The 16,879-nt window shown below is 61.2% G+C and carries 16 protein-coding genes; 12 read left to right on the top strand and 4 right to left on the bottom strand.

The window, feature by feature from the left end:
- Positions 1 to 28 precede the first annotated feature (28 nt).
- The 4 genes from IB285_RS12440 (at position 29) to IB285_RS12425 (ending at position 5,549) form a co-directional block, all read left to right on the top strand.
- The gene (locus IB285_RS12440) at positions 29 to 1,591 is read left to right on the top strand and encodes an acyl-CoA synthetase (RefSeq protein ID WP_190788465.1); all 1,563 of its coding nucleotides are present in this window, start codon (positions 29 to 31) and stop codon (positions 1,589 to 1,591) included.
- On the top strand, positions 1,591 to 2,886 hold the full coding sequence (locus IB285_RS12435; protein WP_190788464.1) for a cytochrome P450: 1,296 nt from the start codon (positions 1,591 to 1,593) through the stop codon (positions 2,884 to 2,886). Before IB285_RS12440 ends, IB285_RS12435 begins: the two co-directional genes overlap by 1 nt.
- A gap of 195 nt (positions 2,887 to 3,081) precedes the next feature.
- Positions 3,082 to 3,738, top strand: a complete 657-nt coding sequence (locus IB285_RS12430) for an OB-fold-containig protein (RefSeq protein WP_190788463.1) — start codon at positions 3,082 to 3,084, stop codon at positions 3,736 to 3,738.
- Positions 3,739 to 3,806: 68 nt separating this feature from the next.
- Positions 3,807 to 5,549, top strand: a complete 1,743-nt coding sequence (locus IB285_RS12425; RefSeq protein ID WP_234033149.1) for a flotillin family protein — start codon at positions 3,807 to 3,809, stop codon at positions 5,547 to 5,549.
- A 67-nt stretch (positions 5,550 to 5,616) separates the two neighbouring features.
- On the opposite strand, the gene IB285_RS12420 is transcribed toward IB285_RS12425, so the two are convergent.
- Positions 5,617 to 6,498 (bottom strand): UTP--glucose-1-phosphate uridylyltransferase, encoded by an 882-nt coding sequence (locus tag IB285_RS12420; protein WP_190788462.1) that lies wholly within the window; start codon positions 6,496 to 6,498, stop codon positions 5,617 to 5,619.
- 131 nt (positions 6,499 to 6,629) lie between these two features.
- Here IB285_RS12420 and murA point away from each other — a divergent pair, with 131 nt between their 5' ends.
- Positions 6,630 to 7,913, top strand: a complete 1,284-nt coding sequence (gene murA, locus IB285_RS12415) for a UDP-N-acetylglucosamine 1-carboxyvinyltransferase (protein WP_190788461.1) — start codon at positions 6,630 to 6,632, stop codon at positions 7,911 to 7,913.
- Between the two features lie 9 nt (positions 7,914 to 7,922).
- On the opposite strand, the gene IB285_RS12410 is transcribed toward murA, so the two are convergent.
- Entirely contained in the window at positions 7,923 to 8,177 is a 255-nt protein-coding gene (locus IB285_RS12410; RefSeq protein WP_190789112.1) for a ribbon-helix-helix domain-containing protein, read from the bottom strand.
- Positions 8,178 to 8,282: 105 nt separating this feature from the next.
- Here IB285_RS12410 and IB285_RS12405 point away from each other — a divergent pair, with 105 nt between their 5' ends.
- From IB285_RS12405 to IB285_RS12395, 3 genes are read left to right on the top strand one after another with little or no spacing between them, the layout of a single operon-like run.
- Positions 8,283 to 8,657, top strand: coding sequence for a hypothetical protein (locus IB285_RS12405; protein ID WP_190788460.1), 375 nt, complete (start codon positions 8,283 to 8,285; stop codon positions 8,655 to 8,657).
- Between the two features lie 3 nt (positions 8,658 to 8,660).
- Positions 8,661 to 9,746, top strand: a complete 1,086-nt coding sequence (locus IB285_RS12400) for a PHA/PHB synthase family protein (protein ID WP_190788459.1) — start codon at positions 8,661 to 8,663, stop codon at positions 9,744 to 9,746.
- Position 9,747: 1 nt separating this feature from the next.
- A complete protein-coding gene (locus IB285_RS12395; RefSeq protein WP_190788458.1) occupies positions 9,748 to 10,317 on the top strand; it encodes a GNAT family N-acetyltransferase in 570 nt (189 codons plus the stop codon).
- Between the two features lie 14 nt (positions 10,318 to 10,331).
- Here IB285_RS12395 and phbB read toward each other — a convergent pair whose 3' ends face one another.
- Both phbB and IB285_RS12385 read right to left on the bottom strand, forming a co-directional pair.
- Complete coding sequence (gene phbB, locus IB285_RS12390; RefSeq protein ID WP_190788457.1) at positions 10,332 to 11,054, bottom strand: acetoacetyl-CoA reductase; 723 nt, start codon at positions 11,052 to 11,054, stop codon at positions 10,332 to 10,334.
- 126 nt (positions 11,055 to 11,180) lie between these two features.
- Complete coding sequence (locus IB285_RS12385) at positions 11,181 to 11,921, bottom strand: phage tail sheath protein (protein WP_234033148.1); 741 nt, start codon at positions 11,919 to 11,921, stop codon at positions 11,181 to 11,183.
- Between the two features lie 383 nt (positions 11,922 to 12,304).
- Here IB285_RS12385 and IB285_RS12380 point away from each other — a divergent pair, with 383 nt between their 5' ends.
- The 4 genes from IB285_RS12380 to holA are packed head-to-tail and all read left to right on the top strand — an operon-like array spanning position 12,305 to position 16,858.
- Positions 12,305 to 12,757, top strand: coding sequence for a DUF3576 domain-containing protein (locus IB285_RS12380; RefSeq protein WP_190788455.1), 453 nt, complete (start codon positions 12,305 to 12,307; stop codon positions 12,755 to 12,757).
- A gap of 24 nt (positions 12,758 to 12,781) precedes the next feature.
- Positions 12,782 to 15,292 (top strand): leucine--tRNA ligase, encoded by a 2,511-nt coding sequence (gene leuS, locus IB285_RS12375; RefSeq protein WP_190788454.1) that lies wholly within the window; start codon positions 12,782 to 12,784, stop codon positions 15,290 to 15,292.
- On the top strand, positions 15,289 to 15,798 hold the full coding sequence (gene lptE / locus IB285_RS12370) for an LPS assembly lipoprotein LptE (RefSeq protein ID WP_407925611.1): 510 nt from the start codon (positions 15,289 to 15,291) through the stop codon (positions 15,796 to 15,798). The genes leuS and lptE overlap by 4 nt, the downstream gene beginning before the upstream one ends.
- Positions 15,799 to 15,817: 19 nt before the next feature.
- On the top strand, positions 15,818 to 16,858 hold the full coding sequence (gene holA / locus IB285_RS12365) for a DNA polymerase III subunit delta (RefSeq protein WP_190788453.1): 1,041 nt from the start codon (positions 15,818 to 15,820) through the stop codon (positions 16,856 to 16,858).
- The last annotated feature ends 21 nt before the right edge of the window (positions 16,859 to 16,879 follow it).

Genomic DNA, 16,879 nt, shown 5'->3' with positions numbered 1-16,879 from the left:
CAGGACGGTTCGCACGAGGGAGAGACCAATGAGCTTGCATCCGATTGTCCACGCGAAGAACCGCCCCGATCACCCGGCTGTGATCATGGCGGGAAGCGGTGACCAGATGACCTTTGGCGAGATGGATGCGAGCGCGAACCGGTTTGCAAACATGCTGCGCGCACGCGGCCTTGGCGATGGAGATGCGTTTGCGGTGCTGCTGGAAAACCGGATCGAGTATTTCACGCTGATCTGGGGATCGCAGCGGGCGGGCACGATGCTGGTGCCGATCTCTACGCGGCTGACCGCGCCTGAAATTGCCTACATTCTGCGCGACAGCGAGGCGAAGTTTCTCATCACTTCGGCCGCGTTTGACGAAGTTCTGCCGGGCGTTCGCGATGAGTGCCCTGAGCTTCCCATTCTCGTCATGGATGAAGGCGGTGAGGATGATTTCGGCGCGGAATTCAGCCAGCACGGCACCGATCCCATCGCAGATCAAAGCGCCGGAATGGTTATGCTCTACTCCTCTGGCACGACCGGACGACCGAAGGGTATCCGCCCGGCACCGCCTGAAGATCCGGACCCGCAAGCGGCAAACCCGCTGATGGGGCTGGCGATCATGGGGGCCGGGATGCCCGCCGATGGCTCGATGGTCTATCTTTCGCCGGCACCGCTCTATCACGCGGCGCCGATCGGCTGGGCATCCACCGCGCACCGGCTTGGCGGCACCGTGGTGGTGATGGAGAAGTTCGAGCCTGAAGCTGCCTTGAAGGCGATCCAGGATTACAAAGTCACCGACAGCCAATGGGTGCCGACCCATTTCGTGCGCTTCCTCAAGCTTGATCCGGAAATTCGCGAGAAATACGATTTGTCCAGCCATCAGCGTGCACTTCACGCGGCGGCGCCCTGCCCTGTTCCTATCAAACAGGCCATGATCGAATGGTGGGGGCCGATCGTGAACGAATATTACGCCGGGAGCGAAAGCATCGGCATGACCATGGTCAAATCGGAGGACTGGCTCACTCATCCGGGAAGCGTGGGCAAGGCGATCTACGGCACGGTTCACGTTTGCGGACCGGACGGGGAAGAATTGCCAGCGGGACAGGACGGCCTGATCTATTTCGAGAATGCCTTGCTTCCGACCTATCACAACGATCCGGACAAGACGCGCGAGGCGATGCATCCCAATGGCTGGATGACGCTGGGCGATATCGGGCACCTTGATGATGAGGGCTTCCTGTTCCTCACCGATCGCAAGAGCCACATGATCATCTCAGGCGGGGTGAACATCTACCCGCAGGAGATCGAGAACTTGCTGGTCACGCATGATAAGGTCATGGATGCAGCGGTGATTGGTGCGCCTTGTCCCGATCTTGGCGAGAAGGTCGTGGCGGTCGTGCAGCCGGTCGACATGGACACCGCGGGCGAAGCGTTCGAGAGCGAGCTGCGCGATTTCCTCGCGCCGCAGCTCGCCCGGATCAAGATGCCGAAACTGTTCGATTTCCGTCCTGACCTCCCGCGGGAGGCGAACGGCAAATTGTACAAGCGCGAACTGCGCGACGAGTATGAGGCGAAGGCGAGCGCAGGGGCGAGCGAAAGCGCGAGCGCCTGATGGCGGCCGATCCCACCATCCTTCCGACAGCAGTAGCTAAGCAGGTAATCGACCCCCACGCCTATGCCGAATGGGATGGCCTGCTCGACACCTTTGACAGGCTTCGCGAACAAAGCCCGGTTGCCAAGGTGGTACCGGAGCAGGAGGGGCTTTTCGAGCCCTTCTGGCTCGTCACCCGCTACGACGATGTCATGCGCATTTCGAAGGACAATGCGGGTTTTCTGAACAACCCCAAGCCGGTGGTCTTCAGCTTTAACGAAGCAATCGAATTCAGCCGCGCGGCCACGGGATCGAACATGCTCGTCGATTCTCTGGTGGTGTTCGACGCGCCGATCCATCCGAAATATCGCAAGCTCACGCAGGACTGGTTCATGCCGCGCAATCTCGGCCGGATCGAAAGCGAGATCCGAGATCTTGCCCATCGCACCGTAGACCGGATGATCGACCTAGGGCCCGAGATCGATTTCGTGAAAGAGGTCGCCGGGCCCTATCCGTTGCGGGTCGTCATGCAAATCTTAGGGGTCCCTCCCGAGGACGAGCCGCGCATGCAAATGCTCACTCAGCAGCTGTTCGGGGGGCAGGATGCCGATCTTTCAGGCACAGGCATGGAAGACATGACGCCGGAACAGGTCGTCCAGCTTGTCGCGGGCGCAGTGAAGACATTTGAAGACTATTTCGCCGACCTGGCTGAAAAACGGCGCGCTAACCCGACCGGCGATGTGGCGAGCGTGATCGCCAATGCAACCGTGGACGGCGAGCCGCTTCCGCCGCGCGACATGGCCGGTTATTACATCATCGTTGCGACTGCAGGCCACGACACGACGAGCGCCTCGACCGCCGGGGCCATGCAGGCTCTCGCGGGCGATCCCGAGCAATTCGCAAGGGTGAAGGCCGACAGGTCGCTGCTCGCAGGAATTGTCGAAGAGGCGATCCGCTGGACCTCGCCGGTGCAGCACTTCATGCGCACCGCGGCCGAGGATGTCGAAATCGGCGGGCAGCAGATCAAAGCGGGCGACTGGATGATGATCAATTACGTCGCCGCCAACCATGATCCAGCACAGTTCGACAATCCCCGGCGGTTCGACGCAGCCCGTTCGCCCAATCGGCATCTCGCCTTTGGTGCGGGCGCACACCAATGCCTCGGCCTGCATCTGGCGCGGATGGAAATGCGGATATTGTTCGAAGTTTTACTCGATCGGATCGCGGCTGTGGAGCCCGCCGGAGAAGCGCGCCGCGCGACGAGCACTTTCGTAGGCGGATTAAAGTCCCTGCCGCTTCGAGTTACGCCAGCATAAGCCTTGGATATGGGGAGTGATCTGAACAATTCAAGTGTATTCGTGCAATAATCGTTCGCGCCGCGTATTTATCGAACGGAAAGAACGATTTTCCTGTTATTTCTGCGAAACATATGTTAATCACACATTCATGGGAAAAAGAAGGAATATGATCGCTGCGGTCTCCGCGGCACAGGTGTTTGCGGGTGGAATCCGATGACTTTGCTTGAGCCGCACAACCTGCCTTTTGCAGCTGCCGCCATTTTACTGATCTTCATTGCGCTCGCGCAGGTCATCGGCATGGGCGATCTGTTCGAAGGGGCCGATGCCGACGTCGATCTGGATGTCGACGTCATCGATGGACCAAACGGAGCAGACGCTTCCGGCTTCGTAGCAACCGCGCTGAGCCTGCTCGGGATCGGCCGAGTGCCGTTCCTTATCTGGCTGACCCTGTTGCTGTTCCTGTTCGCCGGGATCGGTGTGGCGATCCAGCAGACGATTATCGCCGCAACTGGCAATCCGCTGCCCGTGCTCCTTGCCGCAGCCGGTGCTGGAGCGGCCGCTGTTCCCTTGAACGGAATTCTGACGCGCCCGCTTGCTCAGCTGCTACCGCAGGATGAAACCAGCGCGGTGGGGCTCGGCAGTCTGGTTCGCCGCGACGCGGTGATCCAGATCGGTACCGCACGCCCGGGTTCGCCTGCACGGTCGAAAGTGCTGGATGCTCACGGGCAGCCCCACTTCGTCATGGTCGAGCCACATGATCCGGGCACCGAATTGACCGAAGGCGAAACGGTGCTCCTGGTGCGGCGCGAAGGCGAAATATTTTACGCGGTGCAGTACGAAAATCCGCTTCTGGCTCTGCATAAGGGCTGACACATTCATGCGCGACCGGCTCCCCGCAACCGGCGGATGGCCCGCGCTTCACACCAAACGGAGGGAAAATGGAAAGTCTCATTGAACTAGCAATCTGGATTGGTCTGGCGTTTATCGTCCTGCTGATCATCTTCGTCGTGCTCACCAGCCTGTACAAGCGCGCATCGAAGGAAATCGCGTTTGTCCGCACCGGTGTCGGCGGCGAAAAGGTCGTGATGAACGGTGGTGCTCTTGTACTGCCGGTCTTTCACGAGACCATGCCGGTCAACATGAACACGCTTGTGCTCAGCGTCGTGCGGCGCGATGGCGAGGCGCTGATTACGCTCGACCGACTGCGGATCGATGTGAAGGCGGAGTTTTACGTCCGTGTCCGGCCCGATGCCGGGGCGATCGCGATGGCCGCGCAAACGCTGGGTCAGCGTACGATGCAACCGGAAATGCTAAAGGATCTGGTCGAGGGCAAATTCGTCGACGCGCTGCGCTCCGTTGCAGCTGGCATGAGCATGAACGAGCTGCACGAACAGCGCGCGGACTTCGTTCAGAAGGTGCAGCAGGTTTCGTCTAACGACTTGGCGATGAACGGCCTGGAACTGGAATCTGTCTCGCTGACCGGGCTCGACCAAACGAGCATCGAGCACTTCAACGCCAACAACGCGTTCGACGCCGAAGGTCTGACCAAGCTTACCGAGCAGATCGAGGCGCGCAAGAAACTGCGCAACGATATCGAGCAGGACACCCGCGTCCAGATGGAAACGAAGAACCTCGAAGCCGATCAGCGCTCGTTCGAAATCGGTCGTGACACGGAATATGCACGGTTGCAGCAGGAACGCGAAGTCGAGGTTCGGCGCGCATCGCAGACCTCGGAAATCGCCCGCGAACAGGCCGAGCGTCAGCGCGAAGCCGATGCCGCGCGGATCGAGGCGAAGAAGCAGGTCGATGCGCAGCAGATCGAGGCCGACCGTCTTGTCGAAGAAGCCCGGATCGACCAGAAGCGCGCTCTCGAAATCGCACGGCAGGAGCAGCAGATCGCTGTTCAAAACAAATCGCGCGAGGAAAGCCAGGCTAAAGCAGAAGCCGATGCAGCCCGCGCCAAGGCTGTCACCGCGGAAGAACAGGTCGTCACTTCGCGCGAAAGCGAGATTGCCGAGCGTCAGAAGAAGATCGAACTGATCGAAGCGGCCAAGCAGGCCGAGCGCGACGCCATTGGCATCAAGGTCGAGGCCGAAGCCGAGAAAGACGCGGCGACGAACCGCGCCGAAGCAGCACGGCTCGAGGCGAAGGGCGATGCCGATGCCGAAGTGCTCCGGGCAGAGGCAGACCGGGTACGCTTCGAAGTCGAGGCAGCCGGTCAGGAAGCCATCAACGAGGCGGCCAATATCCTCTCGATGGACCAGATCAGCCTTCAGACGAAGCTCGCCTTGCTCAAGGTTCTGCCTGAAGTCATCCGCGAAAGCGCGAAGCCGATGGAGGCGATCGATTCGATCAAGATCGTCCAGGTCGACGGTCTCACGAACAATGGCGGCAGCTCCGACGGAGCATCGGGCGGCGGCGCTGGCGGCGGTTCCGGCAACCTTGCAACCGATGCTGTATCCGCAGCTCTCGCCTACCGTGCGCAGGCACCAGTGCTCGATGGCCTGATGAAAGAGCTGGGGCTGAACGGTTCCTCGCTTGGCACCTTGGTCAAAGCGGCGGCGGAAGATCCCTCATCCGAAGCGGCGAAAGCGATTGAGGGCTTGAGCCCCGAGGATATCCCGGCGCCCGATGGCCTCACCGTGCTAGGTGAAGAGCCCGAGGATGAAGCGGCCGAGTAAGCGCGGCCCTCGAAAATCAAGAGCCCCGGATCGCATCTCGCGCTTCGGGGCTTTTTTGTGGGCAGCGCTATTTCAGCAGACGTTCGGCCATGGCGCGCACTTCGGCGCCCATGTCCTCTCGCTCGAGTGCCAACGCCAGGGTCGCCTCGACAAAACCTGTTTTGCTGCCGCAATCGTAGCGATTTCCGTCGAACGTGACGGCGTGAAATGGCTGCGAGCCGATCATGCGTGCCATCGCATCTGTAAGCTGGATTTCGCCGCCTGCACCTTTGCCCTGGGTTTCGAGCGTCCGCATGACTTCGGGCTGGAGGATATAGCGGCCCGACACGATCTTGTTGGAAGGCGCTTCTGCGACCGGCGGCTTTTCAACCAGCCCGGTCACTTCGGTCAGCGCGCCGTTTTCGGCACCCGGCTCGATCACCCCGTAGCTGGAGACTTCCTCCATCGGCACTTCGAGAACGCTGATTAGATTGCCGCCGACATCCTCGTAGGCATCGACCATTTGCTTCATGCAGCCGGTTCCGCCGGGCTTACCGACCATCAATTCGTCCGGAAGGAAAATCGCGAAAGGTTCGTCGCCGACAATCGCGCGCGCGCACCATATTGCGTGGCCGAGGCCCATCGGCACTTGTTGGCGCACCGTGATGATGTCGCCCGGCGTCGCGCGGGTCGGTTCGAGCACCGACATGTCCTTGCCGCGCTCCTGCATAGTGTCTTCGAGCTCATAAGCCACGTCGAAATGCTCGACGATTGCGGTCTTTCCGCGGCCCGTGACAAAGATCATCTGCTCGATCCCCGCCTCGCGCGCCTCGTCGACCGCATACTGGATCAGCGGGCGATCGACGATGGGGAGCAATTCCTTAGGGATCGCCTTAGTGGCAGGCAGGAACCGCGTACCCAGTCCGGCAACGGGAAAAACGGCTTTTTTGATCGGTTTATGAGTGCTCATGCTGATTCGGTTAGAGATTGCGGGATCGCCCCGTCAACTGGCGGGTTGGGGTATCATGCATACTATAGGGTGAGCGCCAAGGCGGGTCAGCCGCATTTGCGATAACCTGCAAAAGGGGTAAGGGGCACGCCATGGACAAGCTTATCATCAAGGGCGGTAATCGCCTGTCGGGCACGATCCCGATTTCCGGCGCAAAGAATGCCGCGCTCACACTGATCCCGTGCGCGATCATGACCGAAGAGCCGCTTACTTTGCGGAACCTGCCGCGGCTTGCCGATATCGACGGGTTCCAGCACTTGCTGACGCAGTTCGGCGTTTCGGTGAGCATCCAAGGCAAAAGGCCTGAGGATTTCGGCCGTGTTGTCACATTCGAGGCATCCCGCCTGACCTCGACGGTCGCGCCCTATGACCTCGTGCGAAAGATGCGAGCTTCGATCCTGGTTCTCGGGCCCCTGCTCGCCCGCGCGGGTGAAGCGACTGTCTCGCTGCCGGGTGGGTGCGCGATCGGCAACCGTCCTATCGACCTGCACCTGAAAGCCCTTGAAGCATTCGGCGCCACGATTGAAATGGCGCAAGGCTATGTCAAAGCGATCGCGCCCGATGGCGGGTTGCCGGGCGGGGATTTCGACTTTCCGGTGGTCTCGGTTGGCGCGACCGAGAACGCTGTGATGGCCGCAGTTCTCGCAAACGGGACCAGCAGGCTCACCGGGGCCGCGCGCGAGCCGGAGATTGTCGATCTGTGCAACCTGCTCGTCGCCATGGGTGCGGAGATCGAAGGGATCGGCACTTCGGATCTGACGATCCATGGTGTCGATCGCCTCAATGGTGCGACCTACAAGGTCATGCCAGACCGGATCGAAGCCGGCTCCTATGCCTGTGCGGCGGCAATCACAGGGGGCGAAGTCCGCCTGGAGGGGGCGAGGGCAGCCGACATGGTTTCCTCGCTCGCTGCGCTTCGCAATATCGGCGTCGAGATCGAAGAGGACCCCAAGGGCATCACGATCAAGACCAACGGCGCGCTCAAGCCCGTCGACCTGACGACCGCGCCTTTCCCGGGCCTCGCCACCGATATGCAGGCCCAGCTGATGAGCCTGCTGTGCAAGGCCGAGGGCACCAGCGTGCTCAAGGAAACGATTTTCGAAAACCGTTTCATGCATGTGCCCGAGCTCACGCGAATGGGTGCGGACATCGCGACCGAGGGACGCACGGCCATCGTCAAGGGCCCTGCCGAACTCACTGGCGCAGAAGTCATGGCAACCGATCTTCGCGCATCGATGAGCCTGATCATCGCCGCGCTCGCGGCTGAAGGCGAAACGCAGGTGCGGCGCATTTATCACCTCGATCGCGGGTACGAGCGGCTTGAGGAAAAGCTCCAACTGGTTGGCGCGGATATCGAGCGGGTAGGCGACGACTAAGGGTCGCTCTCAAGTCTCATCTGGCTCGGTGTTATCCTGTCTGCCGACCAGCCAGACGCGGATCGCGCTTGCGAGGCCGGGCGGCGTTTCGGCCCGGATGCGCTCGGCGTCGATTTGCGCAACCAGCGCATTGATCGGCACGCCGTCTGCCTCCGCCGTGCGGCGGAGGAGATCCCAGAACACCGGCTCGAGACTGATCGAGGTCTTGTGACCGGCGATCTCGACCGAACGTTTGATCGGCGGATGATAGAGCGGGGTGGACATTGCGCTGCTCATAGCAAGGCGGCCTTGGCATGTCCTCTTTAACAGTGCCGCTCCGTTTCTCTTTCGTCTATTGCTGCGACTCGCGCTGATTTCAGGAGAAAAATCATGGCGAACGACGCAGACCCCATGGACGCGATCCGCAAGGCGATCGGCGATCTGGAGACGCGCTTCGACGATATGGCCAAGGCGGTGTTCGGCACCGATGCATTCGCGAGGGCTACCGGGACCGCGACCGAAATCGGTGTGAAAGCGCAAAAACAGATGGCCGATCAGATGTCGCGCAATCTGGAATTCTTCAACATGCCCAGCCGCGAAGACGTGACGGCGATCGGAGAGCGGCTCATGACAATCGATGAGCGGCTGATCCGGATCGAGGCCGCGATCGAAAAACTCGTGCCTCCCGATCCGGGACCGGCGACCGGTCCGAAACGAACCCGTAAACCGCCGGCACGGAAAGCCGGAAGCGCAAAGCCCAAATGACGCATGTCTGAAGCCAAGGAAGCCCAGCCAAAAAATGATGCCGGTAGCGCGATCCGGACGCTCGTCGAGCGAACGATCCAGCGCAACATCAAGGGTGTCGAATATTTCGCGTCGGCCGCGCCGCCCGTCGGCCTGACGCCCAAAGACACGATCCATAAGCGCGGCACGCTGAACCTCTACCACTACAAGCCTTTGGTGGACGAGGTGTACCGGGTGCCAATCCTGATGGTCATGGCGACGACCAATCGCGGCTATGTATTCGATGTCGCCGAGGAACACAGCTTCGTACGCTTCCTGCTCAACGCGGGGTACGACGTGTTCGTGATGGATTGGGATTACCCCCGGCCTGAGGAAAAGACGCTTTCGCTCGACGATTACGCCAGCCGGTTCTTCGATGAATGCATCCGCAAGGTGCAGCGGGCCACAGGCGAAGAAGAGGTGTCGCTGATGGGGTATTGCATGGGCGGCGTGCTCTCCACGATCTACGCCGCATCGCATCCAGAGGCGCCGATCAGGAACCTTGCCTGCTTCACGACGCCGATCGACTTTTCCGAGATGACGATCTTCTCGCACATGGCGCAGCCCGAATATTTCGATGTCGACCGGTTGGTGGACAATGTCGGGAACGTTTCGCCTGAGCTGCTACAGGCCTCGTTCGATATGCTGCGCCCCTCGGGCCGCGCGGCGAGCAACCGGATGCTGTGGGACAATATGTGGAATGACGAATTCGTCGAATTCCACCGCAAGATGGATCGCTGGGCGAACGATATGCTTCCGCTGGCAGGCGAATATTTCCGCGACACGATCAAGAAACTGATGTGGGACAACCAATTGCTGAAGGGGACACTTGAGGTCGATGGCCGTGTGGCCGATCTCGCCAATATCAAGGTTCCGGTGTTCCACGGCGTTGCTCAGCACGATCACATTGTCCCGTATGAAGCGAGCAGGCATCTGATCGCCAAGGTGGGGTCCGAAGACAAGGAAGAGCTGGTGATGAAGGGCGGACATATCAGCCTCATTGCCGGGGCCAATGCGGTCCGCCGCCTGTGGCCTGCGCTCGATGCATGGTTTGCCGAAAGGTCAGTATAGAATGAAAGAGACAATCACCCTTGGCGGCGCGGACTTCACGCTGCGCGATATGAAGGCGGACGACAAGGACGCGATGCTCGCCTTTGCAGGCACTTTGCCCGCGCACGATCTTCTGTTCCTGAGGCGAGACATTCGGCAACCACGCGTGGTCGATGCCTGGATCGAGGCAACCGGTGCGGGCGCATTCAACTCGGTGCTCGCTGAAAGGGATGGCGAGATCGTAGGCTGCGTTGCGCTCTACACCGATCCGTTCAGCTGGTCGCCGCATGTCGGCGATCTGCGGGTGTTGGTGGCCGAGGCGGCGCGCCAGCACGGGCTCGGCAGGCACATGGTGCAGCAGGGTTTCCGCATTGCGCTGGATAAGGGTCTCAGCAAGCTCACCGCACAAATGACGGCGGATCAGAAGGGCGCGATCACCGTTTTCGAAGAGCTGGGTTTCCGCGGTGAAGCGCTGCTCAAGGATCATGTGCAGGATGCGACAGGCGCACTGCACGATCTGGTGACCCTGTCCTGCGATGTCGCCAATGCGGCCCGCCGGCTCGAAGCGTATGGGATCGGCGAAAGCGCCTGACCTCGCCGCGTCCGTCAGTACATATGCTGACCGCCATTGATGCTTATCGTCGAGCCGGTGACGAAGCCCGCATCCTCCGAACAGAGGAAGCTCACCCCGCGCGCAATTTCATCGGCCTGTCCGAGCCTGCCGACGGGGATTTTCGCCACGATCTTGTCGAGCACGCCCTGCGGAACGGCTGCCACCATGTCGGTGTCGATATAGCCCGGCGCGATAGCGTTTACAGTAACGTTTGAGCGCGCACCTTCCTGTGCGAGCGCCTTGGTAAAGCCGTGGATTCCCGACTTGGCAGCGGCGTAATTCACCTGCCCGTATTGGCCCGCCTGTCCGTTGATCGATCCGATATTCACGATCCGGCCCCATTCACGCTCCCGCATTCCCGGAAAGCAAGCCTTCGCCATGTTGAAGCATCCGCCCAGATTGATGCGCATCACTTCGTGCCAGTCCTCGTAGGACATCTTGGTGAGCGTGCCGTCGCGGGTGATCCCGGCATTGTTGACCACGACCTCGATGGGGCCGATCTCGTCGTGGATCTGCTGACACCCGGTCATCACCGCCTCGTGATCGCCAACATCGAACTTGTAACAGCTGATCCCTGCTTCTTCGGCGCATTCCTGGGCCGCCTTGTCGTTGCCGGCATAATTGGCGACGACATTGAAGCCGTCTGTCTTGAGCTGCTCGCAAACGGCGCGGCCTATTCCGCGCGTCCCTCCGGTGACTACGGCGACACGGTTCATGGCAGATTCTCCCAAGTTGTTGTTTGGGCTCGACCCTAGACCTGACGTTACGGAACGCAAAGAAAAACCCCGCCGAAGCGGGGTCTTGCATACCAAAGTCTAACAGACTGGCATTTGCGCGCTCGATCAGAAGCGGATTTGCGTCCCGACATAGACCGCTTGGCTATCCTGAACCGAATTGGTCAGCGGATCGAGGCGCTCACGTTCCTGCGAATACCGCACACCCGCCGTCACATCGAGGTTGGGTGAAAGGCTGAAGCTACCGCCCACATCGACCGTTTGAGAGCCGAGCGCATCGAGCGTGTTCGGCGAACGGCCCGCGACTGCTTCGTCGCCAAGCTCGATCCGCGGCTGGAGCCGGCTTGGCTTATCTTCGACTTGCGGCTTGGCTGGTTCAAACTCGGTAAGGTCGGGCATGCTCAGGCTGCGAACATTGCTGGGCAGTTCGATCTCACGTGCGAAGCTCTGATAACCGCGCGCCGTCCCCAGATTGAACTTGCTCGATTTGAGTGCCGCGATCGACTGGCCTGCGCCCGGTGCCGCATCAATGGCAGACCGCACAGAAATCGCCTGTGCAGTTTCGGCATCCACCCGGATGGCGACCGTCACGGTTTTGCCGCTCAGCGCAGGATTGGCACGAGCCGGTGTGAAACGAATGCCTTTCTCGCGCGCTTTCCCGGCAACGCGGGCGGCGAGATCGGGATCGACCGATGCGGGCGTGAAGAAATCGAATGCCGAAGCGTCATCGCCCGATCCGTCCGGACCCAGACCGACAACAGCAAGGCTGGCCGAAGGGAGAGCCAGCATCAATGCACCGGCCATACCAAGCAACGGCAGCTGGCGCTGCATTTTCGCTGACTTGTTCATCCGGCGTGACATACCTGCTTCTATCCCTGTTTCCCCCCAATTGACCGGGGCGATCTGGTTGCGATCCAGATTGAAACACTTTTCGCCTTAACGTTGGCTGAGTGAGCTTCGACTCGGATTACAACGGTTTAAGAGTAGGACTACGTAGCGGACTCTAGCAATCATTTCCCTGATTTCGCCGACTCTTATTGATAGGAGTGTTGCACGGCGCACACACGAGCGCGACGCTCAATGCGCAATTCAGCAACGCTTAAGGCGCTCACAGGCTTCTGCAACCGCGGGTTTCGGGACGTTTGTGCGGGTGATTGGCCCTGCACAAAGCTTGCCGCGCGCAGCATGCGGGCTATAGAGCCTGTGAAGACAAACAAAGGGATTTTCTTGCCGTGACACGCGCCAAATTCGCATTCTCCAAAACGACTCGGGCCGCGCTGGTCTGCGGCGCGCTTGCCAGCCTTGCTGCTTGCGGCGGGCGTGACCGTCCCACGACCGAATTGCAGTCGGCACAGATCAATACGATCGGCGTCAATGCCTTCCTCTGGCGCGCAGCACTCGAAACAGTCAGCTTCGCGCCGCTTGCCTCGGCAGATAGCGCAGGCGGCGTGATCGCCACCGATTGGTACGCGAACCCCTCGAATCCCGAAGAGCGGGTGAAGCTTACCGTGACCATTCTCGACCAGGATCTGCGCGCTGATGCGTTGCGGGTCGCGGCGAGCCGCCAGGTCTCGCAAAACGGCAATTGGGTGGAAGCGCCAGTTCAGGCCGCCACCGTGCAGAAGCTGGAAGATATCATCCTTACCAAGGCGCGTGATCTCCGGCGCAAGGCTCTCGCTTCCTGATCCCGTTCGCTTTAGCGGTTTTGCATGACTGATAATCGATTCGATCCGTCTTCCGCCGACGGGCGCTGGCAGCGCGCGTGGGAGGAGGCTGGGACCTTCGTCGCCAATTCGGGCAGCGACAAACCGAAAAGTTTCATACTCGAGATGTTTCCCTACCCATCGGGGCGCATCCACATGGGCCACGTGCGCAACTACACGATGGGCGACGTGCTTGCGCGGTACAAGAAAATGCAGGGGCGCGAAGTGCTCCATCCGATGGGCTGGGACGCTTTCGGCATGCCCGCGGAAAACGCGGCGATGGAAAAGAAAGTCCATCCCGGCAGCTGGACCCGCGCCAATATCGAGGGGATGAAAGCGCAGCTCAAGCGCATCGGCTTTGCGCTCGACTGGACGCGCGAATTCGCGACCTGCGATCCTGAATATTACGGCCACGAACAGGCCCTGTTTCTCGACATGTACGAAGCGGACCTCGTCTATCGCCGTCAGAGCGAGGTGAACTGGGACCCGGTCGACATGACCGTCCTTGCCAATGAGCAGGTCATCGACGGGAAAGGCTGGCGCTCGGGCGCGGAAGTCGAGAAGCGCAAGCTCGACCAGTGGTTCCTCAAGATTACCGATTTCGCCGAAGACCTGCTCGATGGGCTCGGTGATCTGAAGGATTGGCCCGAAAAGGTCCGGCTGATGCAGGAGAACTGGATCGGCAAATCCTCCGGGCTCGAATTCAGTTTCGACCTGTCGAATGGGGAAAAGCTGCCGGTCTACACCACCCGTCCCGATACGATTTTCGGGGCCAGTTTCTGCGCGATCGCTGCCGATCATCCGCTCGCCCAGGCAGTGACGGCGGAGGATCCGCTGGCAGGCCCATTCATCGAAGAGTGCAGGCGCGGCGGCACGACCGCTGCCGAGCTGGAGACCGCCGAAAAGCTCGGTTTTCGCACCGGCATCACCGCGAAGCATCCTTTCACTGGCGAAGCCATGCCGGTCTTCATCGCGAACTTCGTGCTGATGGATTACGGCACGGGCGCGGTGATGGGCGTGCCGGGCCATGACCAGCGCGACTTCGAGTTCGCGACGAAGTACGAGCTGCCGATCCAGCGCGTCGTCGCCAGCGATGCGGGGCAGGCGGATGCTCCCATGGGCGACGAGGCCGAACCGGGTGACGGCGTGATCGTCAATTCGGATTTCCTCGATGGCATGAGCGTCGAGGATGCCAAGGCCGAAGTGATCAAGCGCGCAGAGGCGGACGGATGGGGCGAAGGCACGACCGTCTGGCGGCTGCGCGACTGGGGCGTCTCCCGACAGCGCTATTGGGGCACGCCGATACCCTTCATCCACTGCGAGAAATGCGGAGTGGTGCCAGTCCCCAAGGATCAGCTGCCCGTCACCCTTCCCGAAGATGTGGACTTCGAAACGCCGGGCAACCCGCTTGAGCGCCATGCGACATGGGGCAAGGTCGATTGCCCTACCTGCGGCGGCCCGGCCCGGCGCGAGACGGACACGCTCGATACCTTCACCAATTCGAGCTGGTACTTCCTCCGTTTTGCCTCGCAACCCGAGGGCACGCCGTTCGATGCAGACGAGATCGCGAAATGGATGCCGGTCGAGCATTATATCGGCGGGATCGAACACGCGATCCTGCACCTGCTCTACGCCCGTTTCTGGACCCGCGCGCTCGCGCACATCGGCAAGATCGATGTGAAGGAGCCCTTCGCCGCATTGTTCACGCAGGGCATGGTCACACACGAGACATATAGCCTCGGCGATGGTAGCTGGCTGTCGCCCGACGAAGTGCGCAAGGATGGCGCCGACTGGGTGACGATCGAAGACGGCCATCCGGTTACGGCCGGGCGCGTGGTCAAGATGTCGAAGTCGAAAAAGAACGTCGTCGATCCCGACTATATCATCGACCAATACGGCGCCGACGCCGTGCGCTGGTTCATGCTGTCCGACAGCCCGCCCGAACGCGACCTGCCATGGTCCGAAAGCGGGATCGAAGGGTGCGGGCGGTTCGTGCAGCGGCTGTGGCGGCTGTTCGACAGCTATGATCCGAACGCGAGCGGCGACGACAAGCCGCTTGCGCGCAAGGCGCATCAGGCGATCGTTGCAGTGGCGGGCGATATCGAAGCGCTGGGTTTCAACAAGGCGGTTGCGCGCATCTACGAGCTGACCGGTGCGGCGGAGAAGGCCGAGCCGAGCGAGGCGCGCAATTTTGCAATTCGCACGATCCTTCACCTCGTCAGTCCGATGATGCCGCACCTCGCCGAAGAGGCATATGCCAAGCTCGGCGCGACCGGCCTGATCGCCGACGCGCGCTGGCCTGAGCACGATCCTGCTATGCTGGTTGAGGACGAGGTGACCATCGCGATCCAGCACAAAGGCAAGCTGCGCGACACGATCACCGCACCCAAAGGCGCGCCGAAAGAAGACCTCGAAGCGCTTGCGCTGGCGAGCGAGAACGTTCAGCGTTCGCTGGGTGGAGCGGACATTCGCAAGGTTATCGTCGTGCCTGATCGTTTGGTGAATATCGTTACATGATGCGCCTTGCCGGCCTCTTCGCCGCGTTGCTCGCGCTCGCTGGTTGCGGGCTTCAGCCGATGTATGCAGGCGGCAGCAGTGCGGGCGTGGCACAGGGCCTCGCTGCAATCGATGTCCCCGCGATCCCCGGCCGCGCTGGCTGGCTGGTGCGCAACGCGCTGGTCGACAGGTTTGGAGCGGCGGGTGAGGCTGCACCCGCCTATCGCCTCGACGTTCGGCTCGACGATTCGCTGCAGGCGCTCGGCGTCCTGAACGACGATACGATTAGCCGGGAGCGCCGCATCCTGCGCGCCCGCTATCAGCTGGTCGATCTCGCATCCGGCGAAATCCTGCTCGATGCGACCGACGGTTTCGATTCCGGTATCGACGTGGTCTCGAGCGAATATGCAACGATCGCGGCAGAGCAGACCGCGCTGGAGGATCTGGCAAGGGAAATCGCGGACCGGATGACGACCCGTATCGCCCTTTCTCTGAGGAGCCAGGCTGAAGGCGCCGCTGGCCAGTGAGTAGGGCAGCGAGGCGGCGATGAAGGCCACGCAAAAGGATTTTGCGCGAGGCCTTCCGCGCGGGGCCGATCAGGCGAATATCTTCTTTTTCTGCGGTCCCGATGAAGCAGGCGCGTCCGCCGCGGCGGCGAAGGTCGTCGAGGCGATGGCCGATGCGGGTGAGCGCTTCGATATTTCCGGCGCGGACCTGCGACGCGATCCCGCAATGCTTGGCGATGAGGCGCGTTCGGAATCCCTGTTCGGTGACAAGCGTCATATCCTCGTCCGCGCGAGCGGCGATGAGGCGCATGATGCGGTTAAGGCACTCATCGAAACGAGCGAAGCAGGCGGCGGCGACGCTGCGCCGGTCCTGATTGTCGCGACATCGGCAACCGACAAATCACGCACCGCGAAACTGCTCGACAAGCGCAAGGATGCGCTGGTTGCGATGTTCTACCCGCCCGACATGATGAGCGTCGCAGTATCGGTGCGGGCCATGGCCGATGCGGCCGGGCTCAGGCTCGGCGGCGATCTGGCCGAGCGGATCGCGCGCGCGGCCGGGCTCGATGTGCGACTTGCGCAATCGGAAGTGACCAAGCTCGCGCTATACTGCGATGCCGACCCGCAATCGCCCAAAGCTGCGAGCGTCGAGGATTACGCCGAAATCGGCGCCGCGACCGAGGAGGACGGTTTCCAGCCCGTGGTCAATGCAGTCATGGGCGGAGAGATAAACCGGCTATCCACTGAGATACGCCGGATGCGCGAACTGGGCCTTAATCCGGTCGGCCTGCTGCTCGCGCTGGAACGACGCGCGGCGCAACTGGCGCAAATCCTCGCAAAGCTGGGCCCGCGCGGGTCTTTCGATAATCTGAGCAAGGGCGAAAAGGCGCAGCTCGGTATCTTCTGGAAAGAGGAACGCGACATACGTCAGCAACTTGCGCGCTGGCACAGATCGAAGCTGGACCGGCTGATCCCGCGCCTCGTCGGGCTGCATCGCAACCTGCTTGCGAACAGCCAGTCGGCAGAGCTGCTGCTCGCTCAGGACCTCGCTGAGATCGCTCGGTTTGCGGTGAAACGATGACAATTTGAGGAGAAACGGCCG

The organism is Erythrobacter rubeus (assembly GCF_014705715.1).
Classification (GTDB): Bacteria; Pseudomonadota; Alphaproteobacteria; order Sphingomonadales; family Sphingomonadaceae; genus Erythrobacter; species Erythrobacter rubeus.
The sequence above is the reverse complement of the archived record's forward strand: the minus strand, read 5'-3'. Positions and strand labels throughout refer to the sequence as shown.